This window comes from Streptosporangium brasiliense, from assembly GCF_030811595.1.
In the GTDB taxonomy this organism is placed as follows: Bacteria; Actinomycetota; Actinomycetes; order Streptosporangiales; family Streptosporangiaceae; genus Streptosporangium; species Streptosporangium brasiliense.
In genome coordinates, this window is sequence record NZ_JAUSRB010000004.1 from 43,945 (window position 1) to 69,073 (window position 25,129).

Annotated in this window: 38 protein-coding genes; 15 read left to right on the forward strand and 23 right to left on the reverse strand. The window is 65.5% G+C overall.

Annotated elements, in window-relative coordinates; all coding sequences use genetic code 11:
* Positions 1 to 171: 171 nt before the first annotated feature.
* The 6 genes from J2S55_RS47690 to J2S55_RS47715 all read right to left on the reverse strand — a co-directional run bounded on the left by J2S55_RS47690 (position 172) and on the right by J2S55_RS47715 (position 6,072).
* The gene (locus J2S55_RS47690; RefSeq protein WP_306876266.1) at positions 172 to 1,572 is read right to left on the reverse strand and encodes a hypothetical protein; all 1,401 of its coding nucleotides are present in this window, start codon (positions 1,570 to 1,572) and stop codon (positions 172 to 174) included.
* A 147-nt stretch (positions 1,573 to 1,719) separates the two neighbouring features.
* Positions 1,720 to 3,270, reverse strand: a complete 1,551-nt coding sequence (locus J2S55_RS47695) for a hypothetical protein (protein WP_306876268.1) — start codon at positions 3,268 to 3,270, stop codon at positions 1,720 to 1,722.
* A 153-nt stretch (positions 3,271 to 3,423) separates the two neighbouring features.
* Positions 3,424 to 3,852, reverse strand: a complete 429-nt coding sequence (locus tag J2S55_RS47700) for a DUF6573 family protein (RefSeq protein ID WP_306876270.1) — start codon at positions 3,850 to 3,852, stop codon at positions 3,424 to 3,426.
* A gap of 80 nt (positions 3,853 to 3,932) precedes the next feature.
* Entirely contained in the window at positions 3,933 to 5,207 is a 1,275-nt protein-coding gene (locus tag J2S55_RS47705) for an ArdC family protein (RefSeq protein ID WP_306876271.1), read from the reverse strand.
* A gap of 146 nt (positions 5,208 to 5,353) precedes the next feature.
* On the reverse strand, positions 5,354 to 5,662 hold the full coding sequence (locus tag J2S55_RS47710) for a hypothetical protein (RefSeq protein ID WP_306876273.1): 309 nt from the start codon (positions 5,660 to 5,662) through the stop codon (positions 5,354 to 5,356).
* A 32-nt stretch (positions 5,663 to 5,694) separates the two neighbouring features.
* On the reverse strand, positions 5,695 to 6,072 hold the full coding sequence (locus J2S55_RS47715; protein ID WP_306876275.1) for a hypothetical protein: 378 nt from the start codon (positions 6,070 to 6,072) through the stop codon (positions 5,695 to 5,697).
* Between the two features lie 220 nt (positions 6,073 to 6,292).
* On the opposite strand from J2S55_RS47715, the gene J2S55_RS47720 reads away from it, so the two are divergent.
* The 14 genes from J2S55_RS47720 to J2S55_RS47785 all read left to right on the forward strand — a co-directional run bounded on the left by J2S55_RS47720 (position 6,293) and on the right by J2S55_RS47785 (position 12,888).
* On the forward strand, positions 6,293 to 6,547 hold the full coding sequence (locus J2S55_RS47720; protein WP_306876277.1) for a hypothetical protein: 255 nt from the start codon (positions 6,293 to 6,295) through the stop codon (positions 6,545 to 6,547).
* A 102-nt stretch (positions 6,548 to 6,649) separates the two neighbouring features.
* Entirely contained in the window at positions 6,650 to 6,949 is a 300-nt protein-coding gene (locus J2S55_RS47725) for a hypothetical protein (RefSeq protein ID WP_306876279.1), read from the forward strand.
* A 92-nt stretch (positions 6,950 to 7,041) separates the two neighbouring features.
* Positions 7,042 to 7,635, forward strand: a complete 594-nt coding sequence (locus tag J2S55_RS47730) for a hypothetical protein (RefSeq protein ID WP_306876281.1) — start codon at positions 7,042 to 7,044, stop codon at positions 7,633 to 7,635.
* A 106-nt stretch (positions 7,636 to 7,741) separates the two neighbouring features.
* Complete coding sequence (locus J2S55_RS47735) at positions 7,742 to 8,080, forward strand: hypothetical protein (protein WP_306876283.1); 339 nt, start codon at positions 7,742 to 7,744, stop codon at positions 8,078 to 8,080.
* Position 8,081: 1 nt separating this feature from the next.
* Positions 8,082 to 8,429 carry a hypothetical protein gene (locus J2S55_RS47740; RefSeq protein ID WP_306876284.1) on the forward strand — a complete coding sequence of 116 codons (348 nt, stop codon included), beginning with the start codon at positions 8,082 to 8,084 and terminating at the stop codon, positions 8,427 to 8,429.
* A 217-nt stretch (positions 8,430 to 8,646) separates the two neighbouring features.
* On the forward strand, positions 8,647 to 8,877 hold the full coding sequence (locus tag J2S55_RS47745) for a hypothetical protein (RefSeq protein WP_306876286.1): 231 nt from the start codon (positions 8,647 to 8,649) through the stop codon (positions 8,875 to 8,877).
* 75 nt (positions 8,878 to 8,952) lie between these two features.
* Positions 8,953 to 9,282, forward strand: a complete 330-nt coding sequence (locus J2S55_RS47750) for a hypothetical protein (RefSeq protein WP_306876288.1) — start codon at positions 8,953 to 8,955, stop codon at positions 9,280 to 9,282.
* A 146-nt stretch (positions 9,283 to 9,428) separates the two neighbouring features.
* On the forward strand, positions 9,429 to 9,692 hold the full coding sequence (locus J2S55_RS47755) for a hypothetical protein (RefSeq protein ID WP_306876290.1): 264 nt from the start codon (positions 9,429 to 9,431) through the stop codon (positions 9,690 to 9,692).
* 9 nt (positions 9,693 to 9,701) lie between these two features.
* Positions 9,702 to 9,869, forward strand: coding sequence for a hypothetical protein (locus J2S55_RS47760; protein ID WP_306876291.1), 168 nt, complete (start codon positions 9,702 to 9,704; stop codon positions 9,867 to 9,869).
* An 11-nt stretch (positions 9,870 to 9,880) separates the two neighbouring features.
* Positions 9,881 to 10,162, forward strand: a complete 282-nt coding sequence (locus tag J2S55_RS47765) for a hypothetical protein (RefSeq protein ID WP_306876293.1) — start codon at positions 9,881 to 9,883, stop codon at positions 10,160 to 10,162.
* 29 nt (positions 10,163 to 10,191) lie between these two features.
* Entirely contained in the window at positions 10,192 to 10,548 is a 357-nt protein-coding gene (locus tag J2S55_RS47770; RefSeq protein ID WP_306876294.1) for a hypothetical protein, read from the forward strand.
* Positions 10,549 to 10,634: 86 nt separating this feature from the next.
* Complete coding sequence (locus J2S55_RS47775) at positions 10,635 to 11,333, forward strand: hypothetical protein (RefSeq protein ID WP_306876296.1); 699 nt, start codon at positions 10,635 to 10,637, stop codon at positions 11,331 to 11,333.
* Between the two features lie 176 nt (positions 11,334 to 11,509).
* Positions 11,510 to 12,130, forward strand: a complete 621-nt coding sequence (locus tag J2S55_RS47780) for a hypothetical protein (RefSeq protein WP_306876297.1) — start codon at positions 11,510 to 11,512, stop codon at positions 12,128 to 12,130.
* Positions 12,131 to 12,219: 89 nt separating this feature from the next.
* A complete protein-coding gene (locus J2S55_RS47785; RefSeq protein WP_306876298.1) occupies positions 12,220 to 12,888 on the forward strand; it encodes a hypothetical protein in 669 nt (222 codons plus the stop codon).
* A 125-nt stretch (positions 12,889 to 13,013) separates the two neighbouring features.
* Here the strand turns inward: J2S55_RS47785 and J2S55_RS47790 are convergent, their stop codons facing one another.
* The 10 genes from J2S55_RS47790 to J2S55_RS47835 all read right to left on the reverse strand — a co-directional run bounded on the left by J2S55_RS47790 (position 13,014) and on the right by J2S55_RS47835 (position 20,010).
* Positions 13,014 to 14,507 (reverse strand): hypothetical protein, encoded by a 1,494-nt coding sequence (locus tag J2S55_RS47790; RefSeq protein WP_306876300.1) that lies wholly within the window; start codon positions 14,505 to 14,507, stop codon positions 13,014 to 13,016.
* On the reverse strand, positions 14,507 to 16,147 hold the full coding sequence (locus J2S55_RS47795; protein WP_306876302.1) for a hypothetical protein: 1,641 nt from the start codon (positions 16,145 to 16,147) through the stop codon (positions 14,507 to 14,509). Before J2S55_RS47795 ends, J2S55_RS47790 begins: the two co-directional genes overlap by 1 nt.
* Positions 16,144 to 16,623 (reverse strand): hypothetical protein, encoded by a 480-nt coding sequence (locus J2S55_RS47800; RefSeq protein ID WP_306876304.1) that lies wholly within the window; start codon positions 16,621 to 16,623, stop codon positions 16,144 to 16,146. The genes J2S55_RS47795 and J2S55_RS47800 overlap by 4 nt, the downstream gene beginning before the upstream one ends.
* The gene (locus J2S55_RS47805; protein ID WP_306876306.1) at positions 16,620 to 17,624 is read right to left on the reverse strand and encodes a hypothetical protein; all 1,005 of its coding nucleotides are present in this window, start codon (positions 17,622 to 17,624) and stop codon (positions 16,620 to 16,622) included. Before J2S55_RS47805 ends, J2S55_RS47800 begins: the two co-directional genes overlap by 4 nt.
* An 86-nt stretch (positions 17,625 to 17,710) precedes the next feature.
* Positions 17,711 to 18,064 (reverse strand): hypothetical protein, encoded by a 354-nt coding sequence (locus J2S55_RS47810; RefSeq protein WP_306876308.1) that lies wholly within the window; start codon positions 18,062 to 18,064, stop codon positions 17,711 to 17,713.
* The gene (locus J2S55_RS47815; protein WP_306876310.1) at positions 18,061 to 18,369 is read right to left on the reverse strand and encodes a hypothetical protein; all 309 of its coding nucleotides are present in this window, start codon (positions 18,367 to 18,369) and stop codon (positions 18,061 to 18,063) included. The genes J2S55_RS47810 and J2S55_RS47815 overlap by 4 nt, the downstream gene beginning before the upstream one ends.
* Before the next feature lie 3 nt (positions 18,370 to 18,372).
* Positions 18,373 to 18,879 (reverse strand): hypothetical protein, encoded by a 507-nt coding sequence (locus J2S55_RS47820; protein WP_306876312.1) that lies wholly within the window; start codon positions 18,877 to 18,879, stop codon positions 18,373 to 18,375.
* Positions 18,880 to 18,911: 32 nt separating this feature from the next.
* Entirely contained in the window at positions 18,912 to 19,694 is a 783-nt protein-coding gene (locus tag J2S55_RS47825) for a C40 family peptidase (RefSeq protein WP_306876313.1), read from the reverse strand.
* Positions 19,691 to 19,843, reverse strand: a complete 153-nt coding sequence (locus J2S55_RS47830; RefSeq protein ID WP_306876314.1) for a hypothetical protein — start codon at positions 19,841 to 19,843, stop codon at positions 19,691 to 19,693. Before J2S55_RS47830 ends, J2S55_RS47825 begins: the two co-directional genes overlap by 4 nt.
* Complete coding sequence (locus tag J2S55_RS47835) at positions 19,840 to 20,010, reverse strand: hypothetical protein (RefSeq protein ID WP_306876316.1); 171 nt, start codon at positions 20,008 to 20,010, stop codon at positions 19,840 to 19,842. Before J2S55_RS47835 ends, J2S55_RS47830 begins: the two co-directional genes overlap by 4 nt.
* A gap of 517 nt (positions 20,011 to 20,527) precedes the next feature.
* Here J2S55_RS47835 and J2S55_RS47840 point away from each other — a divergent pair.
* Positions 20,528 to 20,686 carry a hypothetical protein gene (locus tag J2S55_RS47840; protein WP_306876318.1) on the forward strand — a complete coding sequence of 53 codons (159 nt, stop codon included), beginning with the start codon at positions 20,528 to 20,530 and terminating at the stop codon, positions 20,684 to 20,686.
* Positions 20,687 to 20,689: 3 nt separating this feature from the next.
* Here J2S55_RS47840 and J2S55_RS47845 read toward each other — a convergent pair whose 3' ends face one another.
* From J2S55_RS47845 to J2S55_RS47875, 7 genes are all read right to left on the reverse strand, one after another.
* Complete coding sequence (locus tag J2S55_RS47845; RefSeq protein ID WP_306876319.1) at positions 20,690 to 22,249, reverse strand: hypothetical protein; 1,560 nt, start codon at positions 22,247 to 22,249, stop codon at positions 20,690 to 20,692.
* A 3-nt stretch (positions 22,250 to 22,252) separates the two neighbouring features.
* Positions 22,253 to 22,777 carry a hypothetical protein gene (locus tag J2S55_RS47850; protein ID WP_306876320.1) on the reverse strand — a complete coding sequence of 175 codons (525 nt, stop codon included), beginning with the start codon at positions 22,775 to 22,777 and terminating at the stop codon, positions 22,253 to 22,255.
* Between the two features lie 187 nt (positions 22,778 to 22,964).
* Positions 22,965 to 23,279, reverse strand: coding sequence for a hypothetical protein (locus tag J2S55_RS47855; protein ID WP_306876321.1), 315 nt, complete (start codon positions 23,277 to 23,279; stop codon positions 22,965 to 22,967).
* A gap of 346 nt (positions 23,280 to 23,625) precedes the next feature.
* Positions 23,626 to 23,922, reverse strand: coding sequence for a stage V sporulation protein S (locus tag J2S55_RS47860; protein ID WP_306876323.1), 297 nt, complete (start codon positions 23,920 to 23,922; stop codon positions 23,626 to 23,628).
* A gap of 157 nt (positions 23,923 to 24,079) precedes the next feature.
* Positions 24,080 to 24,649, reverse strand: coding sequence for a hypothetical protein (locus tag J2S55_RS47865; RefSeq protein WP_306876325.1), 570 nt, complete (start codon positions 24,647 to 24,649; stop codon positions 24,080 to 24,082).
* Complete coding sequence (locus tag J2S55_RS47870; protein ID WP_306876326.1) at positions 24,643 to 24,876, reverse strand: hypothetical protein; 234 nt, start codon at positions 24,874 to 24,876, stop codon at positions 24,643 to 24,645. The genes J2S55_RS47865 and J2S55_RS47870 overlap by 7 nt, the downstream gene beginning before the upstream one ends.
* Complete coding sequence (locus J2S55_RS47875) at positions 24,864 to 25,127, reverse strand: hypothetical protein (protein WP_306876328.1); 264 nt, start codon at positions 25,125 to 25,127, stop codon at positions 24,864 to 24,866. Before J2S55_RS47875 ends, J2S55_RS47870 begins: the two co-directional genes overlap by 13 nt.
* Positions 25,128 to 25,129 lie beyond the last annotated feature (2 nt).

Here is a 25,129-nt window from a genome sequence, read left to right on the forward strand (position 1 = left end):
TTGCGGTTGTTCTTGGTGGACTACTTGGAGCCTAGCACGCATGAGGAATGTACAGCAACATATTCCTCAAATTGGCCTCTGGGCAGCAGAAAACCCCCGCACCATGCGCGGTACGGGGGTTTGCTGGCGGCCCTGTAAGGGCCTCAGAGGGCGCTGTCGGCCAGCAGGGGGTCAGACATGCGCGGGGGCGGTACCGGTGGGGCTGAGACGCCACACCGACGCCTGGAAGGGCTCCGCGTACTCGTAAAACGCCTCGACCATCGCCGTCTGCGTGACCGGGTCGACGGACAGGACACGGCGCGCAAAGCGGCTGCCCTCAAGAGTGAACGTCTGAGCAGAGGGGACGTTGGGACCGGTCACCTTGACGGGCGCCGATTCCCGCTCGGTCACCTTGTCACCCCACGGGAAGACTTCGGCCTGAACATCGCTCATGGCGTGGGCGGCAGACTTCCAATCGGCGTGGTAGCTGCGCACGTCGCGAGTGACGTACGTTTCTCCGGCGGGGTCGACCGGCACCGACGGCCAGAAGACCGCCACAACGAACGGCGTGACGCCGTGCGAGGGGTCGTAAGTGGATCGCTCGACCACGGCCACGACGCCATCACGGGCGCGTCCCTTGCCCCAGGACACGGCCTTTACGGTGCCCGTGATCGTGTTGAAGGGCGCGTACACGAGTACGCGCGTGTTGGGCACGGGAACCCCGAGCGTCTCCGGCCCCCTGGTCGTCTTCACGACTTCGCGCGACAGGTCGAAGGCTGAGACCGTCGTCAGCATCTTGCCCTCCAGGGTGGACACGTTGACCTCGGCATAGACGCCGTGCACATACATCACGCGAACACGCTTGGTTTCGCCGTTTTCGTCGGTGAGGGTGAACCGTTCGGCGGCGAACAGCTCGGGGGCCAGCTGCCACGCGGACACCGTCTCGGCCCGGCCAGCACCAAATACGGTGATGCTGCCGTCAGGGTAGGCACACAGCGCGCGAACGGTCTCGGTCTGGCCGTTCTCGGCGGTCAGGGTGAAGCTGTCGGCGGATTCAGTGAGCCAGTTGTGGCGCGCGTCATCCTCGGGGCGCTCATCCTCAGTCGTGCGCTCAGTCTCGGCCTGCTCAGCCAGGTACTCGGCCGACGGCACCCGCACGTAAGGCTCAGGGCTCAGAGCGTCGGCGGAAACCGTGGTCTCCAGGCCGTCACAGTAGATGTCGGCGAGCGTGGCCGGGGCTCCGAGTTCGTCCAGCACAACCCGGACACTCCACACGTCGGCGCTGTCGGTGGTGCCCTCGTCGTTGGTGTAGGTGATGCCATCCATTCCCGCGGCGACGGTGGCCGGGGCGGTTACGGCAATCACAGTAGCGGCCTTGTCGTTGAGCTCGATCGTGTACGCCTTACCCTCCACATGCTCAATCAGACGCGCGGCCTTGATCTGCTTGAGCATCTCCCAAACCGGTTCCTGCCAAGTAACGGGCTGGCCGAGACGGCGGCCGTTCTCGTCGCAGCCAGACACGAAGCCCGTCACGACGGTGCAAGCGGCCTTGATCTCGTCGACCCTCTTGGAGTTGCGGGCGATGGTTCGCATTTTCGTGCTCCCTTGCGGTTGTTCTTGGTGGACTACGTGGAGCCTAACACGTCTAAGGAATCTACGTAAACACATTCCTCAGATAGGGCTGTGAGCAGCAGCGAACCCCCACCCCATGCGCGTTGCAGGGGTTCGCTGGCAGGGCGGTCAGGAAGTGGTCAGCGTGCGGCGCTCGGCCTCGGCCCAGAGCGCAGAGTCGTCGGGCGCAGCCTCCAAGCGCTCCCAGAGCTCCGCGTCAGGCAGGCTGGCCAACGTCGCGGCGATCATCTCGGCCAGCTCGGCCGCCCAACGCACGTCGATCTCTGCGCGGACCTGCGCGAGGCGGGCGGCGACCGACGGGGCGAACCGGTCGCCCTCGCAATCCAAGACCCCCGACTCTTCCTCAAGGGCTTCAGTGGTCATGGAGGCGACGTCGGGCCGCGGGGCGATGGCCACCAGTACGGCCGGGCGCGGCGCGCGTCGCTGGGCGGGCACCGGCGGGGCGGCGGGCGCTTCGACGGCGGGCGCCTCGGGCGCGGCCTGGTCGACGTCGGCGGGCGCGGTCTCGGGCTCGGACTCGACGGCCGGGGCGGTCTCGGCGGGCGCCTCGGGCGCGGCCTGGTCGACGTCGGCGGCCGGGAGCATCGCGGCCTTGGTCGGGCGCTTGAAGTACCCAAAACACGGATCGTCTTCGGAGACTTCCACGGCCGCCGTGAACTCCAGCCGGTCGCCCTTGTCGACACTGAGGGCGGACGGGCACGTTCCCCAGACCATAAAGCCGCGGTCGTCCTTGACGGTGATCTTCACCGAACCGCCGCGCCCGTACCCATAGTTATTGTCTCGCCATTCGGCCTTGAGAACCGTTCCCGCGATCTTGATGCGCTTGTCAGTCACCGGGACCGGGGAGGCCTCGGACTGCTCACGGGCGCGCTTGGCCGCGCGCTCGTCGGCCTGGTCGACGATCTTCGCCAGGGTGGCCGACTGCTTAGGGGTCAGGTAGCCGTACCGGTTGAAGGCGCGCACCATGTCGTCAGTGAAGCGGCCCGCCCAGTCAGACAGCACGCGGTAAAGGCGGTGCTGTCGCTGGCTCCCCCGCGCGGGGAGGCCGTTTTCCCGCACGTAGTCCAAGCGGTAGTAGCCCGTGCACGTGGAGACGGGGATCTGTCGCGGGTCAACGTCGGCGTTGTGGTTGGCCGCGGCGAATTCGGCGTCTTCCAGCGCTTCGGCGTTGCGCTCCGCGTGCTCCTCCTCGGTCTTGCACAGAGAGCACATGCGGTCGAATTCCTGCCACTCGTCCAGGAAGGCCAGCAGGCGCGCGTTCTCCTCCCCCTGGGCCAGGAACGCGGCCCGCTTCTCGGCCCGCTCGGCCTCTATGCGCAGCTGCTCGCGGCGGTTGGTCGACTGGACCTGAAGGAAACGGATCTTCCCGGCGGCCTCGGCCGCGATCTCCATTTTCTCGGCGCAGTCCTGGCCGATGGTGATCCACTTGCCGGTAGGGGCGTAGAGGAAAACCGCGATGTAGCGCATACGCGAGCCGCAGATGTCGCACTTCGTGGCCGCGCGGCTGGTCTCGGCGTTGGGCCGGTAGGTCTCACGCTCCCACTTGATGAACTCGTGGGAGTAGTCCTTACGCTCTTCGTCCCAGCAGTCCACCGCGTCCATGAAGTGGTAGGCGGTGGCGTCGATGACGCTCGGTCGGTGGTCGTCGGTGCGGATCATTTGGGGCTCCTTGCGGTCGTTCTTGGTGGATTACGTGGAGCCTAGCACAGATGAGGAATATACGTAAACATATTCCTCAACATGAGCCTGAACAGCAGAAACCCCCAACACCACATGAGGCGTTGGGGGTTTCTGTGTGGGGCTGTGGGGGCCTCAGTCCTCACCGGGCTGCATGAGGGTGAGAACGGGTTCCCCCTTGTCCCCGGGGCCGAGGTGGACCACCAGGGAGACGCGGCGGGCCATCCTCCCGCGGCCACCGCGCGGCACCCGGTAGAGCTCCACCGGGGCCTTGCCACCACGACGACGGACGGCGTTGATGGCAAGGCGGGTCATCCAGACCACGTCCCACAGGCGCCCGGCCTGGTCCTGTACGGTCCCCTTGCGGTTGTTGTCGGCGTCGGTCCACTCCACGCAGTCGGCCCACACGGCCGCCGTCATGGCCAGCGGGATCACAATCCCGGCGTTCTCCAACAGGTCGGCCGGGACTTCTCGGAGCAACTCATCTGCGATCAGGTCCGCCCGGGTGATTACGTCGATGTCATCGCCGAAAAGCTCGTTCATCTCGTCTTTGGTCATGCTCATGATCCGATTTCCCTTCGGTGGTGTGTGGTGGTGGTGGTCCGATCCGCCCCCGGACATCGCGCCCGGGGGCGGATCCGATGTCATGCGGCCAGCGCGGCGGCGTCCTGGTCGGTGGGGCTCTTGGCGTCGAATCCGAGGGCCGACAGGATCTCGTTAGAGACCTGAAGGACGCGGGCGGCGCTGTCCTTCACGGCCTTGACGTCCTTCCCCCAGCCGGCCACGTAGGGGACCGCGTACTGAGCCGATTCGATGCCCGCGACAGTGGCGACCACGAACGACACCGACTCGGCCTCAACCTCCTGGGCCTCCCGGCTCATGCCTCGCGTGTTGTGCTCGCACATGATGTGCGCCAGCTCATGCGTGAGGGACGTCACGGCCTGCGCGTCGACCTGGTGGCCCTTGACCACAACGCGCCGTTCGGCGAAGTTCACGAAAGCCTCAGCGCTCCCGGCGTCGCCACGCTCCAAGGTGTACCCGCGGGCCTCAACCTGCGCGGCCAGCGCATCCCACAGCCACGCCGGAGCATCGCCGGTCAGATCCTGGGGAATCGGCGCGGCGGCCGTCGGCACTGGCTCCCCCTCGGTCTGGGAGATGTCGAACACCGGGACCAGGAAGAACCGCGTGGAGTCGAACCCGGAGATAAGGGTGATCTCGGTTTCCTGACCGGTCGCGGCGTCGGTCTCCGTAACGGTCATGGTGTCGGCCTTCTTGGTGCGGGGCGCCCAGACCTTGAGAGACTTGCTTCCCTTGATCACCGTTCGTCCAAGCTTGTTCCACTCCGAAAGCGGGCGGACGTCGGTTGCTTCGGGCATCTGGGTCCGCAGAAAAAGCGTGTTGTTCAGGCTGTACTTACGCAGGGACGCCCGGAATCGGAGCATCTCGGCCCAACCCTCCGCGGTGGTCAGGGTCTCTACCGCGGCCGTCAGTGCCTCGTGGGCTTCCTGCATGCGCTTGGCGCGCTCCTCCGGGGTGAGACTGAACCGACCGGACTTCTTCTTGCCGGTCTTCTTCTTGCCGTTCTTCGCGGTGGTGGACTTCTTGGCCGGTGCGGCGGCGGCCTTGACGGGCTCGGGCTTGGGCTCAGGCTTGACCGGCTCGGGCTGCTGGCCGTCGATCTCAGCGAGGGCCGCCCGCCCAAGGTCGGTGATCACATAGGCCCAGTTGCTGCGGTCGGTCGGGGTGTTCTTCTCGACCAGACCGCGCCGCTTGAGAGCCTGCACCGAGTTGGCGTTAACGCCAGCCCTGCGCATGTCGTCCAGGAAGGCGGCCACGCTGCCGCCGGCGACTGCGAGATTCCGGAGGCTGGTGATCATCAGGGCGGAGAGGCCGCGGACGTTGTCGAGAGTGTTCGCCATTTTCGTGCTCCCTTGTGGTTGTTCTTGGTGGATGTGAAGACCGTAGCACGTCCAAGGAATCTAGTGCAACACATTCCTTAAAAATGCCTCTGAGCAGCAGAGAGCCCCAACGCCATGCATGGTGTTGGGGCTCTCTGGTGGGGTGATCAGTGGTCGCAGGTGACCGTCTTGCACTTGGCGAGCATCTCGTCAGCCCTGTCGTAACCCACGGTTGGCGACGACTCCCCCAGGCCGAGCAGTGCGGCAAGGCCGACGCGGAAGGCGTGCGCCTCGCCGTTGTAGAGCACCCACAGCATTGCGTCGCCGCCCTGGGTGAAATCCGGGTGGTGGTACTTGGCGGCCTGCCGGTACGCGCCACACGCGTTGTAGGTGAGGCTGCGCGCCGCCTTGGTGATGTGCTCGCGCAGCTGGTCGGCCGGGGAAATGTCCGTGACAGGGGCGTTCTTGATTCGCATATGAGGCTCCGAGCGCTTGGTGTGGGGGGTGATCAGGCGGCGGCCGAAGTGCGGCCGTAGTTGCGGCTGTAGCTCTCGGCCTCGGCCATGCCGTTCTCGAAGTGCTTGGAGCCGTGCAGCATGCCGTACCAGCCGAGAATGCGGTAAGCGTCCACGACAAGCGGGTTCATCTCGGCCTCCTCCCGCATGCCAAGCTGCTCGTACATACCGAGGAGGTAAGCGCAGGTCTGGCGGGTGGCGCGGGCGCCGGTGAAAACGACCTGCCAGCTACCCGGGATCAGCCAGCGGCTACCCCGACCGGTGCGCAGGTCGGCCCCCTGAATGACGTTGCCGATTCCTCCCTCCGTGAGCGCCTCAACCTCCGCGGCGACGGCGTGAACGATCGTTCCCGTAATGATCATGCGGCGCATGTGGTGCTCCCTGCGGTGCGTTGTTCTTGGTGGTGTGCACAGCTAACCACAGTTGAGGAATACACCGCAAGTCATTCCTTAAAACTCTCTAGATCTCTCACATAAGGCCAGGTCACAGCCTTTTTTGAGGAATGAGTTGCAATACATTCCCCAGCTGTGGTTAGCTGATGCCACGCCGGAAACGGCAGCGCCACGCAGCACCACCGAAGGGAATCGAATCATGATCCACTACCACGTCATCAGGCCCGGCGAGTCCGGGGGCGGCAAGCTCGGCGGCCGTACCTTCGAGAAGCTGGACCACGCCCGCGCCGAATTTCTCCTGCTCGCCCCCCACCACGCACAGGGGATCACCGCGGAGTACTGCCGCCAGGTTTTCGCTAACGGCAACGTGGTTCGGCTGCGCGACGGAGACGAACACGGGGGCGCCCCAATCGCCTATTTCGCCGAGTGCAAGCGAGACGGCGTCTCCTGCTGATCTGCCTGACGGGTCCTCCGCTCACCGCGCCGGCGATCCGGCGCGGCCGGGCGGGGCGTCCGCCTGGACGATCCACCACGCACCACTGAAGGGAATCCGATCGTGAACAAGCCGCTGACGCTTTCCACGCCCGAACTGCAGGCCGGGGACGTCGTCTTGACATACGGGATGCGCGTACGTCTCTCCCCTGAGCCGCGGATCTACCAGAACAGGGGGACGGTCTACGCCTGGAACGGCACCGTCGAGAACCTGGACGAAGTCAAGGCGGACGGATTCGTGCCCATGTCGTTCCTGTCCGAAGGGCATTGGGTCGACGGCAAGGGGTGGGTGTACGAAGTGACCGGCCGCTGGGTCATTCAGGGAAACGACCTTGCTACCTGGGCTGTGATGCGGTCGGCCTAGTGGGTCTGTCCGGGGACAAGCGGGCAGCTGCTCGCCGGTCCTCGCGTGGATCCACCCACGCCACCACCACGCACCACCGAAGGGAATCCGACATGAGTTGGTACCAGGATCAGGCGGCCATGCTGCAGCTCGCCCACGACATCGCCGAGCACCTGAAAGACTTCACGGTCGAGCTGTACCCCGTGCCCTTTGACGGCCACAGCAAGATCAGTCTTGTAAACGGAGCGTTCCGCCTCGTGCTCCACCAGGACAGCGCGATGCACCGGAAGGGCAAGGTCACGTTCCTGACCGACTTGCCCTATGGCGACAGGGTCAACGACCGTACGGTTACCTCCCCCGATCTCACCCTGAGCGCTCACCGGACCGGTAAGTCACTCGCCGGCGACATCACCCGGCGCCTGCTTCCCGAATACGTCCAGGCCATGCGCCAGGCGCGCGAGCAGATCGACGCGGCGCGCAGCCGGCGAGCCGAAACGAAGAACATGGCCCAGGCAATCGCCGCCATGCTGCCTGACGGCTACGCCAGGAACAGCGACGACAACGGCACCAACCAGCGCATCACGTGGCGCGGCTCCAAGGGACAGATTGACCTGTGGTCTGGTCGATCCGCGGTGGTCTCTCTGAACGTCGAGAGTCCCGAATTCCTCACCGAGCTGGTTGAGCTGATCGCCAAGCACTCCGCCTGACGGGTCCTCACCTACCGGGCCGGCGATCCGGTCCGGTAGGTGAGATGTCCGCCTGGACGAGTCCACCATGCACCACCGAAGGGGATCCGATATGACCATCAGGGACATGTCCAAGAAAGACCTGGTCCACGTCGCGAACGGCGCTTTCACTAAGATCTACGAGCAGCGTACGGCCGTCCCCTCCTGGGGATCCGACGGCGCTATGACTAACTCGATGAGGGCCAACAACGAGGGCGACTCCGCAACCCTCTTCGCCGAATCCCGGACCTCTGGAATCTGGGCGCCGGACATGCGCGCGGAGATCGGCGTGCGGCTGCCGCTGTCCGAGCTGCGCCAGTACATTGCCGAGCTGACCGCGATTGCCGACGACCTCGAACAGCAGCAGGAGCAGCGCAAGGCCGATAACCGGGCCTTGATGCGCCTGTGCAACAACGGGAACGGCTGACATGGCGATCTCGTGGCGCAAGTACCGGAACACTGGTGAGATCTTCGGCCGGGTGTACATCGAGCACCGCTACGGGCTGTACGACTTGGTCAACATCCTCGCGAAGTACGCTCACGAAAACAACGACGCCGGCCCCTTCGACGAGCTCGACGTCACGAAACCCCTGTCGAAGACGTCGGCGGAGAAGTACATCCGCGAGCAGCTCCACGAATATGGACATCACGCGTCGTGGCTCTGGCGCGACAACACCGACGAGGACATGATCGAAATGTGCTTCGCGTGGGGTCGCGAAACCGCGATCCGAATCTGGCCGGAGTTCGCCGACCAGTTCGCCGAGGTGTCCGGGTGAAGTCCGATCATCTCTGATCATGGTCGGGCCGATTTTGGTCCGTTGGCGGATTGTGCCTCGCATCCCAACTGTGTTTGGCGGATTGCGCCCCGTATCCCAATTAGGATGCGGGGCTTTTCGCTGTTCAAAGGTGCTTTTAAGGAATATATTGTGTTTCATTCCTCACGCTGCCATACTGAGCACACACCACAGCAGTACCGAAGGGAACCCCCGCCCCATGAGCAAGCACGACATGACCGAGCTCACCAAGGCCCTTACAGACCAAGGGTTCGAGGTGGTCACCAAAGGCGTCCGACACCCCAAGGTCTACAAGGTGACGACCAACCCCGACGGCGGTGAACGGCGCCGGCTGATCACTACGCTCCCGTCGTCGTCTTCATCAGGTCGGAACCTGGACAACACACTTCCCTACCTGCGCAGGGCTGGGTTCGTGTGGAAGAACCGCTAAAAGTGACATCCCCCGCCCCGTCCTCAATACTGAGGGCGGGGCTTCCCCGTGCAATAACGACGACGAGGTGACGCGATGGCCGAGAAGCAATGGTCGGTCCAGGTCGACTGGGGAAACGTCCCCAGCGAGCGCGAGATAGACACCATGCTGGACTACCTGAACGAGCACCGGCCGGACACGCTCCCCGCTCTGGGCATCCTGGAGAACGGCCTGATGTCGGCTCGGCTGATGATCGCGACCCATGAGGGCTGGGACGCCGAGGCGGCCCTGTCGAGCGCTCGAAGGGCTCTCCAGCGCGCCCAGGGGGTCAGAGACCTGAGTATCCGACGGGTGGAGGTCATGCCCTGGGCGGAGTTCCTGGAGCGTGAGGAGGCGTTTGCGGACGGGGCGATGATCTCGACCTGACCGGCGCCCTTTAGGCCCCCGTTCCCCCTATGGGATCGGGGGCTTTTTGCTGCTCACAGTCTTTTTTGAGGAATGTATTGCGCTGCATTCCTTGTCGGTGCTACGGTATTCACATCCACCAAGAACAACCGACAAGGAGCCACCACATGGCCCGCAACCTTCTCGCCAGCACCGACTACCGGGTGCGCCTTCAGATGGCACTCACCCTGCGCGCCGACCGGCTGGCCGACCTTCAGGGCCTTGAGACCGAGCTGACGGAGGCGGCCGACGGCTTCACCCGCGGAATCCTGCGGACCCGCATTCGCGCCACGTCCAACCACATCGCGGGCTGGGAGGACTACATCAACGACGGCTGCCCCTACGAGCCGCGCGCCCAGGTCACCCGCTCCACCTACCGCCGTACCGCCTGAGGGGACGACATGACCGACGGTGAATTTCCCACGCTCCCCATCCTGTGCCCCGCCTGCTTTTTCAACCTCAAGGACGACGGCTACCCCAGAGCACACCAGAACGCCACGGACGGGAAGACCTGCTCCTACGAGCTCAGCCCCGCATTGCTGGACTTCTGGTCCGACCCTGACGCCTGAAGGGAGCTGTTATGCGTACCTGTCTCACCCCTGATCAGTTGGCAAGCCTCGCCGCGCAGGGATTCGCCGAGTCACAGCGCAGCCGCTTCGTTGACCCTGACGCAGTCGCCAAGTCCAAGCGGATTCTTTGCGAACGCGGAGAGGAATGGGCCGCAAGCGTTCTCATGCGCGACCTTTCCCGCCGGTCTCTCCTGCTTCCCCATCTTCCGTACCTGGAGAACGGCGAGTTGGAAACGCTCATCCTTGCCGACCGCGCCGAATGGGATCAGCTCGCGGCGCTGGCTCAGGCATAACCACCCTGAAAATACGAGAGGAACCGATCATGGAACAGACCACCGTAGACCAGCAGATTTCCGAGGCCGAGCAGCGTGCGGCGCTGGCCCAGACCCGCGCGGACTGGGAGAAGTTCGACGGCATCCGCCAGCGGGTGAACGCCATGGACATCATGGTCGACGCCTTGCGCGGCAAGACGGCCGACGGCCCGTGGCTGATCACGGCCGGAGCCATCCGCGTGAAGGACCTGGAGAAGCTCGTCACCCTGGCCGAAATCGCGCTCCGGGTCCACCGCGAGATCCAGTCGTGCGCGGACCAGCAGATCCCCCTTGAGGGCCGCGAATCTGAGCTGGCATTCGACCTCTGGAACCGCGTCAACACCTTGAACGCCCAGCAGTCCGAGTAACCCTCACCGTAGGCGGGCCGATTTGGTCCGGTCCGCCTGCGGGCAAGGCCACTCGGCCGAGTCTGTTCGCACTGAAGGGAACCCCCGTGAAGAAGTCCGGCATCAAGCCTGGCGAGTTCTACGCCCTGAACAATCGCTACAGCACCGACCTGGTACGCGTGATCAATCTCGACCAGCTGGTGGTCAACGTTGACCGGAGCTGGGACCGCACCGTTCGAGCGTGCTTCGAGACCTCCCGCGACAAGCGGCCGACCCGCTGGAACTACGCGCAGGCCTCGGGATTCGCCGCGGTGAAGCTGGCGAGCGACACCCCCGAGCTGCGCGAGGCCGCGGCCAAGCTGACCCTTGACGACTTTCTGGCCGCCACGAATTCCGAGCCGGCTGACGGTCTGGAATTCGTGATCGTGACGACCCTGGCCAAGATCCTCGGCCCGTACACGGAGGTTATGGCCGCCAAGGAGGCCGAGGAGGAGCGGGCGAGGCTTGCCCGCGAGCAGTCCGAGAAGAAGGCCGCGGAAGTGGCTGAACGGTTCAACGGCATTCGCGGGCGGCTCAACGCGATGGGCGTCACCGTCTTCCCCGAGCGCGTTGGCGGGACCATGTCAGGAAGGGCCTACATGGACGACTTGGAGCGGCTCGCCGCGCTGGCCGAACTCGCGGTTGATCTGCACACCAAGATTGACCAGGGCGCCGGATCCTTCGAGATGGCGTCGATCGAAGCGCATAGGTACGGCGCGGGATACGCGTTTGGGGTCTGGGAGAAGGTCCAGGCTCTGAACGCCTAGTTGTCCCAGTGGTCCTGTTCGCCGGCGGGCCGATTTGGTCCGACCCGCCGGCGGGCAAGGCCGCTCGGCCAGCTCCGCTACGCACCACCGAAGGGAATCCGATCATGAAGCGCTCCGAGATCGTACTTGGCTCCGTCTACGCACACCAGCGCACTGGTGGACACGCTGAACCGATCATGTTCGTGTCGACGAGCTCCATCTACGAGCAGTGCTCGCGCGCTAACTCCCCCGTCGGCGGTGTTTTCCGCCAGACGAGCGATGTTCGGCCGCGGTCCCGCTACGGCGTCGCCCTGTCCGGCTACCCCGTGGTGCGGCTGATCGTCGACACGCCGGAGAACCGCAAGCGCGCCGCCGAGGTCTCCATGGAGGACTTCGAGCACGCCACCACGGCTGACCTCGGGGACGGTCTGTGGCTCGATGTCGTGGCCCGTACGCAGCTAATCACGGGCCTGTATGACGTGCTGAAGGCCGAGACCGCCGCACGCGACGAGCGCAGCCGGGCCGCCCTCTCAGAGCACGAGGCGAAGGCCGCCGCCAGCCGCCAGCACTACAACGACACGCGCAACAGCCTGTCCGTCTACGGGGTCAAGCTGCGCGAGCTGAGCCCCTACGACGACGACATCATCACTCACGCGAAGGTCAAGCTGGAGGACCTGGACAAGCTGCGCGGCATCCTGGACACCGTGCGCAACCTGGAGATGCTCGTCAAGGAGTGGGACACGGGCGGCCAGACGGAAACCGCGGCTGAGATCGTTCTGATTCTCCGCAACCTGCAGCGCGGTCTCGTCTCCGAGTAGCCATGGTGGGGAGCGGCGCGGAGTAATCTGATCCGTTCCCGGCCACGGCCGCTCGGCCGATTCCGTTCGCACCGCGCGAGGAGTTTGCGATGTTGATCACTGAACTGATCCCCGAGGGTATGTCGGGACCTGGCCGGCAGACGGTCGAGCTCGACGGCGTGACGTATGAGCTCGTCGCCTGGGGACATCTCCGTTCCGGCGACCCGGTTAGCTGGGACGTGGTCCGCTTGGCTGGAGAGGATCGCGTCAGGTTTGCGCACATCATCCAGCACCAGCCGACAGAGCGTGTGTTCGACGTTCGGCCGGTTTCGTGGTTCATGCCCACGGTGACGACCAGCGTGACTGGTGACCTGGCCGAGATCGTGGCCGAGGTTCGCAAGCACAACGAGGCCGACGACAGGCTGTTTGCCGAGGAGGTAGGCGATCTGCGCGGGTTCGCTGCGCTGGTCTGGGCGGTCAGGCACTCGCCGATCAAGTCGGAGTTCAGCAAGCGGTACGACACCTACCGGATCCCTGTGTACGACGCGTTGCCACTGGTCTGGGTGACTCTGCGGTTCGAGACCGAGTCGCGGACCGTGCCTTACTACGATGCCGAGACGAACGAGATGACGACCAGGCTGCTGGAGTTCGGCCCCAACGGCAAGTACACGGTGCAGGTGCGCAACCCGGAATACCAGGATGAAGACGTCCGGCTGTTCGACGACCCGCGCGAAGCGGTCCGCAGCGCTGCGGAAGCGGCGAACTCTGCCTACACCTGATCCGGTCATGACGAAGGCCCCCCGGCTTGCGCTGGGGGGCCTTCGCGTTTATCCACCACGGGCGGCACCGAAGGGAATTCCGTACCACCGCGGCATCAACGGTAGCAGGCTGCCGGACGGTCCGGTCAGTCTCCGATCACCTCGGCCTCAACAATGCCGGCGTCAGCGAAGACGTGGTCCGACTGCACCGGGGCCGCCAGTGCCCGAGCCGATTCCGACGCGTCTTTGCCGAACAGTCTGGCGATCATTCCGGACTGGGCCTGAGCTCGGGACGAGGCCTTGACCGAGATGGACAGCGTTTCCGATTCCGACTCGCGGTGCTTGGCGATGCTGCGGTCCCATCCGTCCAGCTCCTTAGTCAGGTTCGGGTCGGCGTATCCGCCTTCCATCTGCTCGACCATGTGCATGAACGCGATTCGCTGGAATCTGATGGCTCGGATTGCGTCGTCGGCGGCGTCGATCTGCTCGCGCGTCCGCAACGTGATGGGCACCTCATAGGCGCAGCCGGCGTCAGGGCGAAATGCCTTGCAGTGGGAGGCGATATAGCAACTATTGCACTGGCGTAGGGACGTGCCGGCGATGCTCGGCAGGTTGTCGGTGCGGCTGATCTGCTCGCCGTTTTCTCCCAGCTCAGAGCGTGAAACCTGGCGGAGCGAGAGGCCCGGGAGGAGCTCGCGTTCGCTCTCGTCGCGGGCGACCGCAGTTGTGGTTTTGGTCCGAGCTTCTGGGGTGTCCATCCCAACTACGGCAGGGGTGGTTTCCCCATTTACGTCCGTGACCGGTTCAGGCGACATAGTAAGTGTTTTCTTTCGCGAGTTGAGATGTCCGACCAGCTGGCGCCACGACCAGACGGCGACCTTCAGGACCTCGGTGGAGTCGTCGCCCTCGAACAGGTCCGTGTCGAATCCCTCACGGTCCAGGTGCGCGCGGTGACGCTTGCGGCCCTGCGCCTTGTAGGCCTTGGGGTAGCGCTTCAACGTGTGGCCGGTCCAGATCTGGGAGTCGCCGTACTGGGCCGGCGACAGCCAGCTGGTGGATGCGACCGAGTCCCAGGCGATCGACTCCATGAGGTCCGGCTTGGTCATTGCGATGCCGTGCAGACGAACCCCGCGGCGGGCGATCCGGTTGAGGACGCCGGCGATGTCTCGGCCGGAGATCGACGTCTGCGGCACCCCGACGCGGCCGTAAGAGTCCGCCAGGCGCTCCAGCTCGGGCAGGCCGGCGGCTGCGTCCCAGATCGGGAGGAATTTCTCCCCCAGGTCGCCGTAGAAGTCCGATCGCTGGCGCTCGATCCAGTCCGGTCCCATGGCGCGGGCGTCCAACTCGGAGACCATCTCGACCCTGTCCAGGTTCGCCAGGACGAAAGCCTGATAGCGGTCCGACAGGGTCTCGATGTCCTCGCGGCTGTAGGAATCCGGTTTGCTGTTGACGGTGTAGGCGCCGGAGTCCAGGAAGACGCGTTGTCCGTCTGGGTATTTGTCGCTGATGAGCCATGGCCGGGCGAATTTCGTCCGGCGGGACAGACCGACGAAGGACAAGCCAACGTCGGTCACGTCCTGCTCGGCGAGGAGCTTGCGCCAGCCTGGGATCTCCGACCCACCGAAGTAGAGGGTCAGCACTAGAAAAGCCGCTTCATGCTGTCCGGGTCGTTGCCCGGCTTGATCTTGTTGATGTAGGCCCGGTGCTTCTTCAGCTCCGTGTCAGTAAGGGTGTCGACATTCTTGCCGTCGTCGCCCCACTTGCGGCCACGCCCGCGGAGGTTCCGCCACACCTCGGAGTCCTTGTCCCTGGGGGGCAGTACGGGACCATGCAAGGTCTGTCCGAGGACGCGCATCTCGTCGTCAGCAGTGGCGGGCCTGGAGAGGTTCCACTTGACCGTTTCCCGGCCGTGTACGTCCGTGCCGTTGTACTCGGCGCTGATGAGATCCGGGTGATTGGCGAACTTCTCCGAGACCTTGCGCACGGCCGCCGCGGTGTCCTTGGACACAGGGATCTTCCGGACGGACTTCCACTGGTCGATGGAGGAACGGTCGGAAAGGTCGGCGAGCTGCGTCGGCTGCTGCGCCGGGGCAGCTGCAGTCGCGGCGGCGGCGGCCGGCTTCTTGGTGCGCCGCTTGCGTGCGGGCTTAGCAGCCGGCGCGGCGGCCGGCGCCGGGGCCGAGGCGGTCAGTGAAGGCTTCGCCGCGGGCGCCTCGATGGCGGCCAGGGTGCTCGGAGCCGCGGGCGAAGAGGTGGGGGCCGGCGAGCTGGTCGGCGCGGCGTACGGATTACGCAGCACGGACCCGCGGACGACGGTGGGCGGCGCAGCGGCGGCAGGCGTCGCGACGGGCCGGGGTTTCGGTGTCGCCGAGCCGCGCAGGGTCGGGGTGAACTGCGGTCCGGTCAGCGGTCCGTGCATACCAACGGCTTCGCGCGATGCGGGGTGTGCCGCCAGCGGGTTTCGGCGCGTCGCCGATTCCGGGGCGCCGTAGGGGTTCGGGCCGGCCTTGCGCGCGGCGGGTGCCGCGGTGGTGGGCGTCGGCGCGTACGGGTTGCGGCCGGCCTTGGACGCGGGGGTGGTGGACCTCTGGGTGAAGTCGGCCGGGCGGCTGATCTGCGCCATGGCCTGCTGACGGGCGGCTGCCAGGCGGTCGTAGGAGCCGCTGAGGTGCGCGCCGGCCGCGGTGCCCTGCAGCGACTGCGGAGTCCCGTGAATGCTCTGTCGGGCGTTGCTGATCGTCTGCTGGAGGCGAGCCTGGCCCTGGTCGGCGATCTCCTGCCAGCTGCGGTTAGGCGTCGGGGCCGATGCGCTGGGGCGCGCGGATACGAACGAGTTGCCGTCGTTGCCAACGCGGTGGGAGGAAGAGGCCACCAGCTTGTCAGGGCGCGCGGCCGGCCTACTGGGAGCTGCGGGAGAGGCTGCGGGGCCGCGGGCTACGAGCTGGTCAGGGCGGACGTTACGGGGGGCGCTGGTGAACTGGGCTCCAAGGTGCGGCGCCGGGGCGGGCTGCGGCCTGTCGTACTTCGACAGGTCCGCCGTCGACCTGGCCGGCAGGGTGTGGGAGTCGATGTCTCCGGGCGCGGCCGGCGGGCCGTTCTTCGGCTTGGGCGAGGCCTCGGGGGTTCGGCCGGGCTTGGCGCCGGGCTTGGCGGTGACGCGCTTGCGGTCGATGTAGGCGGCGCGGCGCTCGGCGTAGGGGTTCTTCAGCTGCCCGATGCCCTGGGAGACCCGTAGGCGCTGCTCGTGGTTGATGTTGTGGAGGGCGTTGAAGTCGATCATGGATTCTCCAGGGGGCGGTGCGCTGCCCGAAGGGCTCGGGTGCGGTCGAGCTCGGAAACCATCTGGTCCCAGGGGGTGACGTGCTTGTCGTAGTCGGGCCGAAATTCCGGCCGGGAGAACGGGGCGTCCACGTAGTGGAGGCAGGCGACACCCATGTGGGAGATGACGGCGACGACGCCGGGGTCTGGGTCGACCAGCAGGTCCACGGTGGCGCCCATGCCGCGCAGCCGTTCGATCTGGCGCAGCCGTCGAATGGCGTTGTCGCTGGGGTCTTCTGGCCGCCGCTCGACCAGCACCTGGTGCTTGGTGTAGCCGTTGATGCCCAGCCACATGTCGTCCAGGGGCGAGTCAGCGATGACGGCCAGCCGGTAGATCTCGGACAGCCCGTGGTAGAGGGCGCGGCCGACGGGGATGGTGCCATCGGTGGACTCGTCGCGCAGGACTCCGTCCAGGGTGATGACGGCTAGCGTGCTCATCGGACCCCCCGGGCGCTGGTCCAACTCAGGGCCTCGCGTAAGGCCGTTTTGTGGTCGGCGATCGATTGGCCGTACAGGCCGAGCTCAGCGGCCTTGTGGGCGCTTCTGGCCACCGCGGCGGCCTCGGCCAGGGCCGGCCCCACGCCGTTAGCCTTGAAGGCCTGCCACCGGAAATTGGCGTAGTCGCCGTAGCCGGATCCGCCGGGGCCGAAGGCTGCTTTGCGGCCCAAGTGGATGTCGTCGAACAGGGCCGCGGCCTGGGCGGCGGCCAACCGCAGCTCGGTGGACGCGTTGGTTTCGCCCGGGGATCCAGGGAGGGCGCCGGCCAGGCGTGCGTGTGCGTTGTTGAAGCGGGCCAGGATTTCGCGGGCGACGTCGGCCTGGCGGTCGATCTGCTGCCACCACTCGCGCGGGTACAGCGAGCGCGGGTTGGCCGGCAGCTGAGGCGGTCGGATGGTCCAGGCACCCGCGGTGAGGTCATAGGCGGCGTAGGGGTTGATGTTGCGCACCCCGCCGAGGTCGGCCGAACACGCGGGGTTCCAGAAGAACGTCAGCTCGAAGGTCTTGCTGGCGAAGGTGGTCGACGCCGTGGCGGGCCACAGCGCTGTTTTGAGCTCGCCGTTGATGTGGTCGGCCAGCTCGGCGTCGGTGTAGGCGCCGTAGCCTGGGTTGTGCTGGCGGAACACGGCCGCGGTGATGCCGACCATGACGTCCAGGTCGCCGTTTCCGCGGTCTCCGGACCACTGGTAGGAAATCCCGGAGCCGGCCAGCCACAGACGCGACCAGGCGCTCTGGGAGTTGTAGCGTCCGCTCCAGAATCGGGAGATTTCCCCGATGATGTGGGCGCGGATTTCCGGCTTCAGGTGCTCGCCGGCGAACAGGGACGGATCAAGATCCGAATCCGGGGACGCGAAATAGCCGCTGTGGCCTGGTTCCGGGATGATTTCCGGTGTGACCTTCACAGCATGCCTTAAATAAAATGCATCGGATTCATAGCCCATGGTCCGATTCTAGTTTCGTGTGTTCTTTTTAAGTTAAATGCGAAAAGCCCCCACAAGTTACTGTGGAGGCTTTTCTAGTTGGGTTATTAGGCGTGCGGCTTGATGCGGTTCATGATGGCGGCGTTGGCGGCCTGTTCCTGAACGAGGCGGGCGGCCTCGCGCATCCTGCGCTCAACCTCAATGGCGGTCTTCTGGGCCTGAATGTCGGAGCGCACGGCCGCGCAGCCGGCGTCCATCTCGTCGGGGTGGGCGATCTTGTCGATGCTGAGCTTGTCGCTGATCAGGCTGATGTCGTTGTGGGCGACCCACTGGCCGTCGTAGTCCTGGAAAAGGACGAACGCGACACGGACCGGCAGTCCGGGCGTCTTCTCCGGCGTGGGCTCGTCGCCGGCGGGGGCTGCGGGGGGCTGGCCAAGGGCGGCTGCGCCGGAACCGTTCACTGGGAGGTCTCCTTGTCGTTGTTCTTGGTGAGGTCGACTTCCAGCGCGTTGATGCCGGACTGGAGCCAGCCTAAAAACTGGTGTCGGGCCTGGTTGTGGCCTCGCAGGAAAGCGGCCTCGGTGTCGGCCTTGACCTCGGGGGTGGCCAGCACCCGCTCCAGGCGGTCGCGCATCTCGTTAGCGGCGCTCTCGACATCGGCGCGGCGGCGGCGTTCCAGCGCGACCTCACGCTGGGCGTATTCGAGCTGCTGGCGCGCGGCCTTGAGCTCCCGCTTGAGCGTCTTCTTGGTCCTCTTGTGGTCCACGGCTCAGTCCTTGAAGCTGTAGTCGCCGCGGCCGGCGCGCATGCGCTGCATCGCGATGGAGAAATACGGGCAGAACTCGCACAAGAACCTGTTGGACTTGACCGGTGACAGGCCGAGGTCTTTTCGCTCGGCCTTGGTGTCGGGGATCAGGCGCTTCTTCTCGCTCTTGAAGTCGCCGCAGTTCTTGGTTCTGTTGCGGGATTTCCAGCAGGTGAAGGCGTCTTCCTTGAAGGTTGCCTTGACCTCGTAAAACTTGTCGCCCAGGCCCTTGCCGGTGCGGGCGTTGATCTGCTCGATGATCATCTGCCGGGCGTTGGGGTCTTTCCAGTGCTTCTCGGGCACGTCGAACAGGGCGCCGCCGCGGTGGCGGTTTCCGTCGGGGTACTGGTGTCGGGAAGCCAGATAGTCCAGCAGGTGGTCACCCCGGACGTCCCCCTCATACCAAGGGAGCTCCTCAATGGACTTGCACTCGCCGCACAGCAGTAGCCGCAGCTTGGAATCGTCAGACATGCGCCAGGTCTTTCTGCAGATCAGGGGGTCAATTAGGAAATCGGAGCGTTCCAGAGCGCTGCCCAGGTGAGCCGGCCCACGGCGCCGTCGACAGACAGGCGGTGCTCGTCCTGGAAGGCCCGGACCACCTGCGCCGTCTTAGGGCCGTAGCGGCCGTCGACCTCGATGGACCAACCGCGTTCCTTCAGCCGGGCCTGCAGCCGCCGGACACCGTTGTTGGGCTTGGTCTTGCCGCTGTTACGTGCCTGGGAGAACCAGTCGTCGGGGGCCAGCGGGAACTTCGGTGCGCTGTCGCCGGCGGCGGGGCGGCCGACGGGCTTGGTGGCCACCGGCGGCGGGATCGGGGCGCCGGCCTTGGCGTACTTGGGGTAGCCGAAGCCGACGAACAGGCTGCGGTCGCGGTAGCGGATGGCCACCTGGTCGGCGGTGTTGCCCTCGATGGTGACGACCCGACCCCGGGCGTCAGTGCCTAGGACGATGACCACGTGGTCGATCGCGGAGATGATCTTGGTGCCCGACCAGTCGATGAAGCCGATGGCACCTAGGGTGGGCTTGGCGCCCCAGCGGCCGTTGCGGGCGAACCAGGCGGCGTGGTGGGGGGTGTATGCGTACTCGCCGACGATGTCGACGGCTTCCTCGCCGCCGGCCTCGTGCGCGCAGTAGACCACGAACATGTCGCACCAGGCGGCCTTGTCGAACGCGCTGTTCTTCTGGCGGTCGCCGTACCACTGGCCGAACTTCGTCGCGCCGTTCTTCTCGGCGTAGCCCTCGTAGGACTTGGCTACCCTGATCAGCTGCTCAGCAGTGAAGCTCATGCCACACCGCCGCTCAGCTCGTCGAAGGTTGGCAGCCCGAGCACCTCGCCGCCCTGCGCGCCGTCGCTATCGCGCACCGGCGCCATACCAGGGACGTTGACCGGGACCGGGGAGACATACACAGCGGGGGCATACTCGTACTCGCTCACGCCAGACTCCCCTTGGTTCCAAGCAGCCCGACCATGACGTGGCCCGGGTAGGTGTTGGAGGGGGAGGCGTCCGGGCCGCTGCGGTCAACGCGGGGCTTGCGGATGGCGCCGTCGGTCATGCCTTCGTGCAGCTCGTCCTTACAGCTGCGGGGGGTTGCATAAGCCATTTACGCGATCCGCTTTCCGGTACCGTTGGGCTTCCGCCTGTCATTGAAAATGTCAGCCAGCGGAGGCCCCGCACCGTCGGTGTCCTGGACGGTGAACTTCACGTTGTCGCCAATTCCACCGCGCCGCCGGTCGGTGGCCTTCATCGGCCTCTTCGTGCCCATTCAGGTACCTCCGAGAAATTGGGGGAAATCAACTCACCCCAGGGTATTTAACCCGCGCTGAATCCTGGTAATGCCGTGGCCGAGTAACCAGGCCGCGCAGATAGTGGGTCGGCATTCGGACCCGGATATCTTTCGTTCACGGAAATAACATCGTCGATGGATAATGCGCCTGTTCGATATCCGAATCGGGGAGCTACTTTCCCGATGTTGGGGATCGGTGGCCGTATGGACGCCATCGCCTCAGCGTTGGCGTCCATGAGCTCGGCCAGCCGGTCGGTGACCAGCCGCTCGGGCAGGGACGCCCAGGGACTTGCAGTCATGGGTTTCGTCACCCCTCGGAGGTAGGATTTTCGGCATGAGCGATTCCCTGGACCACGCGGTTGAGCAGCTGATCGACGGCTACCTGGAGCACGACAGCCCTGGTACGTCGCTGGAGCCCGCCGACATGACCCGCGAAGAATTTCTGGCGGCCGGCGGCGACGAGGACACCGCGGACTTCTACTACGGCGAGTAAGGGCTACTCCCCCGGCATGATCGGGTAGGGCTTGGCCTTGCTCGCGTTGACGTTGGTCTTGGTGTTGGGGTTCTCCCGGAACTGCTCGCCCATATGCATGCGCGCGTTTTCCCCGAAATGTGCCTGCCACTCCGGAGCCAGTGACCGTTGCCCCTCCGAACCCCAGTCCCGCACGACCGGATACTGGTCGGCGTGAGAGACGTGTACGTCCGCCCGGCGCATCTGCTGTGACCCCCAGGCCGCGGCCTGGATGGTGTGCACGTTGTCGGCGTGGTCGACTGACCGCGAGATTCCGTAGCGCGAGGCCACCTGACGGGTAGCGCGGTCGTTGAGGGCGTGTACGTAGCTCTTTCCCTCACCCAGCATCTGCTCGGGACGGGAAAACCCGGTCTCCTGGTTCCCCGCGCGGCCCGATGTCTTTCCCTCCTTGACGATCGGCGCGGCCCCCTTGAGCGCGCTCTTGGGCTGGTCGGGGTAGTGGCTGAACGCCTTACCGTCAGAGCTCGTGTAGCGCAACGACTTACCCGTGGGCAGGCCCGGGGCGATCACCGACGCCTCGTGGATGTCGCTGACCTTGTAGGCGTCGGCGGCGTCCTTGTCGGCCAGTGCCCCGCGGAACGCTACGGTTTTTGCCGCTTCCTTCGGGTTGCCGAAATGGTGCGTGGACGGGTCGGCGCTGGCCAGAGCATCCTTCGCTCGGCCGTGGGCCTTGTCGACGTTCTGGATTCGGCCGGCAATGAACTTCGGATCACGCCCCTCCACCGCGGCCACCGTGGACTCCTCGGCCTGCTCGATGTTGGGCCACCGGCTGCCCTGACGCCACTTGGAGTTCGGCGAGGTGTCGGCCACCGACTGGTTGACCGCCGCACGTGCCACGCTCGCCGCATGATCACTCGGAAGGTGCGCGGTCGCGGCCTGAAACTGCGGGTGGTTCAGTACCGATGCGTGCGCCTGCTCCAGCCGGCCGTAGGCGGCCATGACGCCCTCGTTGTGCGTCTTTTGCAGGTGCCCGGGGATACGCGTGGTCGGGCGCCCGCCGTAGAACAACTGGCTGGACGACTCGTTGACGCCGGCCTGGGTGTGCTCGGCCATCACCCGGTCCAGCGCAACCGAATGGGTGCGGTCCAGCGACTTCAGAGGATCCCGGGTGTCGTGGCCGAAATGCTTGAGGGTGGCGGCGCCGTGCTCGTACTCGCCCTTGGACAGGTCCTCGGCCCGGCGCTGCACGGTCACCTCGGGGTGCGCAGCGTGGGGAACGTTGATCGCCGAGGTCCCGCGGGCGGCGGCCGTGTTCGGCATCATACGGTGGCCGCCCATGAGCCAGGAGAAGTGCTCGTCGGCCATGCCTTCAGGCCGGCGATACCCAAGCGGTGCGTCTGCGCTTCCGCCCGGGGCGACGGCCTCGCGGTGGAGCTTGCGCAGGCTCGCGCCCTCCTTCGCGTCGAACGCCTTGGGCTTGACGTTCGTTGGTCTGGGAAGCTCGCGGTTGGTCGACTTGGTGTAGGAGTTCGGCGGCTGACCGGTCAACGGGTTACGGTCGTCGGGGGTGGGGGTCTTGGACATGTGCTACTTCCACGTCGGCAGGTGGCCGCGCATCTGGGCGGCGAAATTCGGGTCGGTCTCACGCCGGGCCGCGGGGTCGTAGGCCGATACGCCGTACTTGGCGGCCAGCCGGCCGAGCTCCTCGGGGGAGGTGAACGCGTGCTTGCCTCCGTGGGCCAGGCGCTCGATGTCGGAGCCCTTGGCGGTCCACCGTCGGCCCTGCGCTTGGGCCTGCAGACCGGACTGCGGGCCGAATTCCTTGGTCCAGAAGTAGTCGCTGGCCTCGGTCTTTTCGCCCTTGTGCACGCCGCGCTGGTAGGAGCGGTCGTTGGTCTTGGTCTTGATGGCGTCCAGGAGACGGTCTTCGCGGCGGGAGTTGACCGTGCCGAGGTAGCCGTCCGGATACTGGGCGGAAGGAACGCCGGGGACACGGCCGGACCGGCGGGCGTCCATCAGGTCGCGGAAGCCGGTACCGGCCCCACCCCCGCCGCCGGCGGTGACCGGTGCGCCCGGCTGGTCGACGGGCGGAAGGTAGGACCAGTTAGCCATCAGTACCCCTGTCGGTGGGGGGCCTGCTCCTGCTGCGGAGCCTGATGGTTGGCCAGGTGGGATACAGCGCCCTCCGCCATGTGCGTTGCCGCGCCGCGCGCTGCACTGGTGGCGGCCGTACGCAGCAGCGCGCTACCGCCGACGCGCGCCACCGTGCCGAGCGCCGCAGCAATGAGAGGGATAGGCATTACTGCGCCGTCTGTCCGTACTGCCGCTTGTCCCAGAACTGGCGGTTGCCGGTCGACGGGGGAAGCAGGTACACGTTGCGCCCGGTCGCGGCGGACTCGGGGCTGTTGGGGTAGGAGTAGCGGACCTGCACGGCGCCCTTGTGGCCGAGCCGCTCCAGGATGTTGCGCCGGGAGCCAGCCAGCGAATCGTTCACCATGGAGTAGGCCTGGCGCGGGGTCCTCAGACCCTGTGACGCCCTGGACGAGACGTTGGACCAGGTGGTCGCAGCCTCGGTGCCCATCTTCGGAAAATTGGTCGTGGTCTTGTCTGCCACGGGGGACTCCTTGCTCGTTAGTACGCGCTCAGCCAGGTGCGCCGGTCATAGGTCTCAGCCGAGGAGCCGTTGGGGGTCGGCAGCATCTGGCCGCCGGGCAGGATGCGGGAGGAGTCCGAGGAGCCATATCCGATAGAGCTTCGAGTAATGGGTTCGAGCACCGAATGGGGCCTGTAGCCACCCGATCCAGTTCCGACCTGTCGACTGTGGAACAGCGCAGTATTGCGGCGCGCAGAATCGGTGAACGCTGTGGGTCGGTCGCCTCCAGGCATCCTTCCCGCCTTTCCGATGCTCGCCATTGGTCTCTATCAGAGTAGGTTTTTCTTGGACGAAAAATGTAATTCCGTCAGGCGACCAAGACCTTGAAAACCAGCGCGGTGACTTCGCCCTCGGGCATCTTCACGGTGGTAAATCCGATCCGGGCCGACAGGGTAATGCCACGGGGTCCTACGAATCCCTGCGCGATGGCCAGAGACTTTGAGGTCTGGTTGACTGCGCCGGCGCCGATCGCCCGTAGGGAGACGTTCTTGCCCGCGTAGATGGCGTGTGCGACTGCCGCGCCCAGGGCCGACGCGTTGGAGGAGGACTTCACACGCAGGACGACGTCATCGCCGGTGGTGTCGGTGGGGGCGTTTTCACTCATATTGAGCTCCTACTGGATTTACGTTTTGGGTACGTAAGTCCAGATTAGGAGCGAGGCTTTTTTGGATGGTAAAAGTGAAAAGCCCCAGTGCCTTGTGGGCGCCTGAGGCTTTTCACTTCATGGATAGCGATGCGCATCCGTCCGTGTCCTGCCCCCATTATGCCGCAGGTGGCGCCTCGGTGTGTAGTTTCAGTTCCTGGAGTACGGATTTCTCGTACGGATAGTTGGTATTTCCCGTATCGATGGCCTCCGCAATGCGGGCCAGCGCGTAGGCGTCGGCGGCGTTATCGTTGGTGAACGCTCTGCCCCACCGTTCATTGACGGCCTTAACCATTTTCTTCTTATCAGCGGAGCCGGAACCGGTGGTGAAAAGCTTGACCTGGTTCGGGGTAACGATCGTCGGGTACCGCGCTCGGCCGGGGATCAGGTCGTGAAGCAGGCCCTTGACCGCGTAACCGAGCTCGCCGGCCTTCTCCCGGCCGTTGCTTGAGCCGTAGGAGTAGCCCTCCATCGCCACGTGGGCGATCCCCAGCCGGTCATCGCGCAGCGAGATAGTCAGCCAGTATTCGATCGCCTTGAGCACATCCACGCCGGGAGTGACCTTGAGCTGCTTGGCGTCGAACTTCCTCACGATCGTGCTGTCACAGCTCCGGGCGCCATCCACGTAGAGCTTGCTCAGGCCGAACCCTCCACGCGACTGGTCAATGCCGACATACAGCTTCACCATGCGAATTCGCCGGTTTCGGTGACGAACTCGCGGGTGACGTCGTGCCATACGATCTCACCGTTGACGTTGCCGAACGCCTGGTAGATCCGGATCCGCTGACGCTCGTGCGAGTACCGGCCGTTGAGCGCGAGCTTCACGTGACCTCGCTGGGCGTACGGCCGATCCCGCCTACCGCCCTTGATGAAGTAGATCTCCTTGGGGAGGTTCGGCGTCTTCACCAGGCCCACTTCCCGTCCTTGACGAAGGTCTCGGTGACGTTGGTCCAGCCCTCGGCTGCGCCGATTTCTGACCGCAGGATCTTCAGCTTCGGGTGGGGGATGTAGCTTGGCGGCTGACCGATGTGATCTTCCGGAACGTAGGTCTGCCACGACGTGTTGTTCTTCAACGCGCCCTTGACGGATGCACGCGTCCAATACGCACCGTGGTAACAGCCGGTGCTGACGTAGTAGACCTCAGACGGAGGCTTGTCATTGAACATGG

Bases quoted from the DNA above. Each gene is read 5' to 3' on its own strand.
- J2S55_RS47690 (WP_306876266.1), bottom strand. From the start codon at position 1,572: ATGCGAACCATCGCCCGCAACTCCAAGAGGGTCGACGAGATCAAGGCC.
- J2S55_RS47695 (WP_306876268.1), bottom strand. From the start codon at position 3,270: ATGATCCGCACCGACGACCACCGACCGAGCGTCATCGACGCCACCGCC.
- J2S55_RS47700 (WP_306876270.1), bottom strand. From the start codon at position 3,852: ATGAGCATGACCAAAGACGAGATGAACGAGCTTTTCGGCGATGACATC.
- J2S55_RS47705 (WP_306876271.1), bottom strand. From the start codon at position 5,207: ATGGCGAACACTCTCGACAACGTCCGCGGCCTCTCCGCCCTGATGATC.
- J2S55_RS47710 (WP_306876273.1), bottom strand. From the start codon at position 5,662: ATGCGAATCAAGAACGCCCCTGTCACGGACATTTCCCCGGCCGACCAG.
- J2S55_RS47715 (WP_306876275.1), bottom strand. From the start codon at position 6,072: ATGCGCCGCATGATCATTACGGGAACGATCGTTCACGCCGTCGCCGCG.
- J2S55_RS47720 (WP_306876277.1), top strand. From the start codon at position 6,293: ATGATCCACTACCACGTCATCAGGCCCGGCGAGTCCGGGGGCGGCAAG.
- J2S55_RS47730 (WP_306876281.1), top strand. From the start codon at position 7,042: ATGAGTTGGTACCAGGATCAGGCGGCCATGCTGCAGCTCGCCCACGAC.
- J2S55_RS47735 (WP_306876283.1), top strand. From the start codon at position 7,742: ATGTCCAAGAAAGACCTGGTCCACGTCGCGAACGGCGCTTTCACTAAG.
- J2S55_RS47740 (WP_306876284.1), top strand. From the start codon at position 8,082: ATGGCGATCTCGTGGCGCAAGTACCGGAACACTGGTGAGATCTTCGGC.
- J2S55_RS47745 (WP_306876286.1), top strand. From the start codon at position 8,647: ATGAGCAAGCACGACATGACCGAGCTCACCAAGGCCCTTACAGACCAA.
- J2S55_RS47750 (WP_306876288.1), top strand. From the start codon at position 8,953: ATGGCCGAGAAGCAATGGTCGGTCCAGGTCGACTGGGGAAACGTCCCC.
- J2S55_RS47755 (WP_306876290.1), top strand. From the start codon at position 9,429: ATGGCCCGCAACCTTCTCGCCAGCACCGACTACCGGGTGCGCCTTCAG.
- J2S55_RS47760 (WP_306876291.1), top strand. From the start codon at position 9,702: ATGACCGACGGTGAATTTCCCACGCTCCCCATCCTGTGCCCCGCCTGC.
- J2S55_RS47765 (WP_306876293.1), top strand. From the start codon at position 9,881: ATGCGTACCTGTCTCACCCCTGATCAGTTGGCAAGCCTCGCCGCGCAG.
- J2S55_RS47770 (WP_306876294.1), top strand. From the start codon at position 10,192: ATGGAACAGACCACCGTAGACCAGCAGATTTCCGAGGCCGAGCAGCGT.
- J2S55_RS47780 (WP_306876297.1), top strand. From the start codon at position 11,510: ATGTTCGTGTCGACGAGCTCCATCTACGAGCAGTGCTCGCGCGCTAAC.
- J2S55_RS47785 (WP_306876298.1), top strand. From the start codon at position 12,220: ATGTTGATCACTGAACTGATCCCCGAGGGTATGTCGGGACCTGGCCGG.
- J2S55_RS47795 (WP_306876302.1), bottom strand. From the start codon at position 16,147: ATGATCGACTTCAACGCCCTCCACAACATCAACCACGAGCAGCGCCTA.
- J2S55_RS47800 (WP_306876304.1), bottom strand. From the start codon at position 16,623: ATGAGCACGCTAGCCGTCATCACCCTGGACGGAGTCCTGCGCGACGAG.
- J2S55_RS47805 (WP_306876306.1), bottom strand. From the start codon at position 17,624: ATGGGCTATGAATCCGATGCATTTTATTTAAGGCATGCTGTGAAGGTC.
- J2S55_RS47820 (WP_306876312.1), bottom strand. From the start codon at position 18,879: ATGTCTGACGATTCCAAGCTGCGGCTACTGCTGTGCGGCGAGTGCAAG.
- J2S55_RS47825 (WP_306876313.1), bottom strand. From the start codon at position 19,694: ATGAGCTTCACTGCTGAGCAGCTGATCAGGGTAGCCAAGTCCTACGAG.
- J2S55_RS47835 (WP_306876316.1), bottom strand. From the start codon at position 20,010: ATGGCTTATGCAACCCCCCGCAGCTGTAAGGACGAGCTGCACGAAGGC.
- J2S55_RS47840 (WP_306876318.1), top strand. From the start codon at position 20,528: ATGAGCGATTCCCTGGACCACGCGGTTGAGCAGCTGATCGACGGCTAC.
- J2S55_RS47845 (WP_306876319.1), bottom strand. From the start codon at position 22,249: ATGTCCAAGACCCCCACCCCCGACGACCGTAACCCGTTGACCGGTCAG.
- J2S55_RS47850 (WP_306876320.1), bottom strand. From the start codon at position 22,777: ATGGCTAACTGGTCCTACCTTCCGCCCGTCGACCAGCCGGGCGCACCG.
- J2S55_RS47860 (WP_306876323.1), bottom strand. From the start codon at position 23,922: ATGAGTGAAAACGCCCCCACCGACACCACCGGCGATGACGTCGTCCTG.
- J2S55_RS47865 (WP_306876325.1), bottom strand. From the start codon at position 24,649: ATGGTGAAGCTGTATGTCGGCATTGACCAGTCGCGTGGAGGGTTCGGC.
- J2S55_RS47875 (WP_306876328.1), bottom strand. From the start codon at position 25,127: ATGTTCAATGACAAGCCTCCGTCTGAGGTCTACTACGTCAGCACCGGC.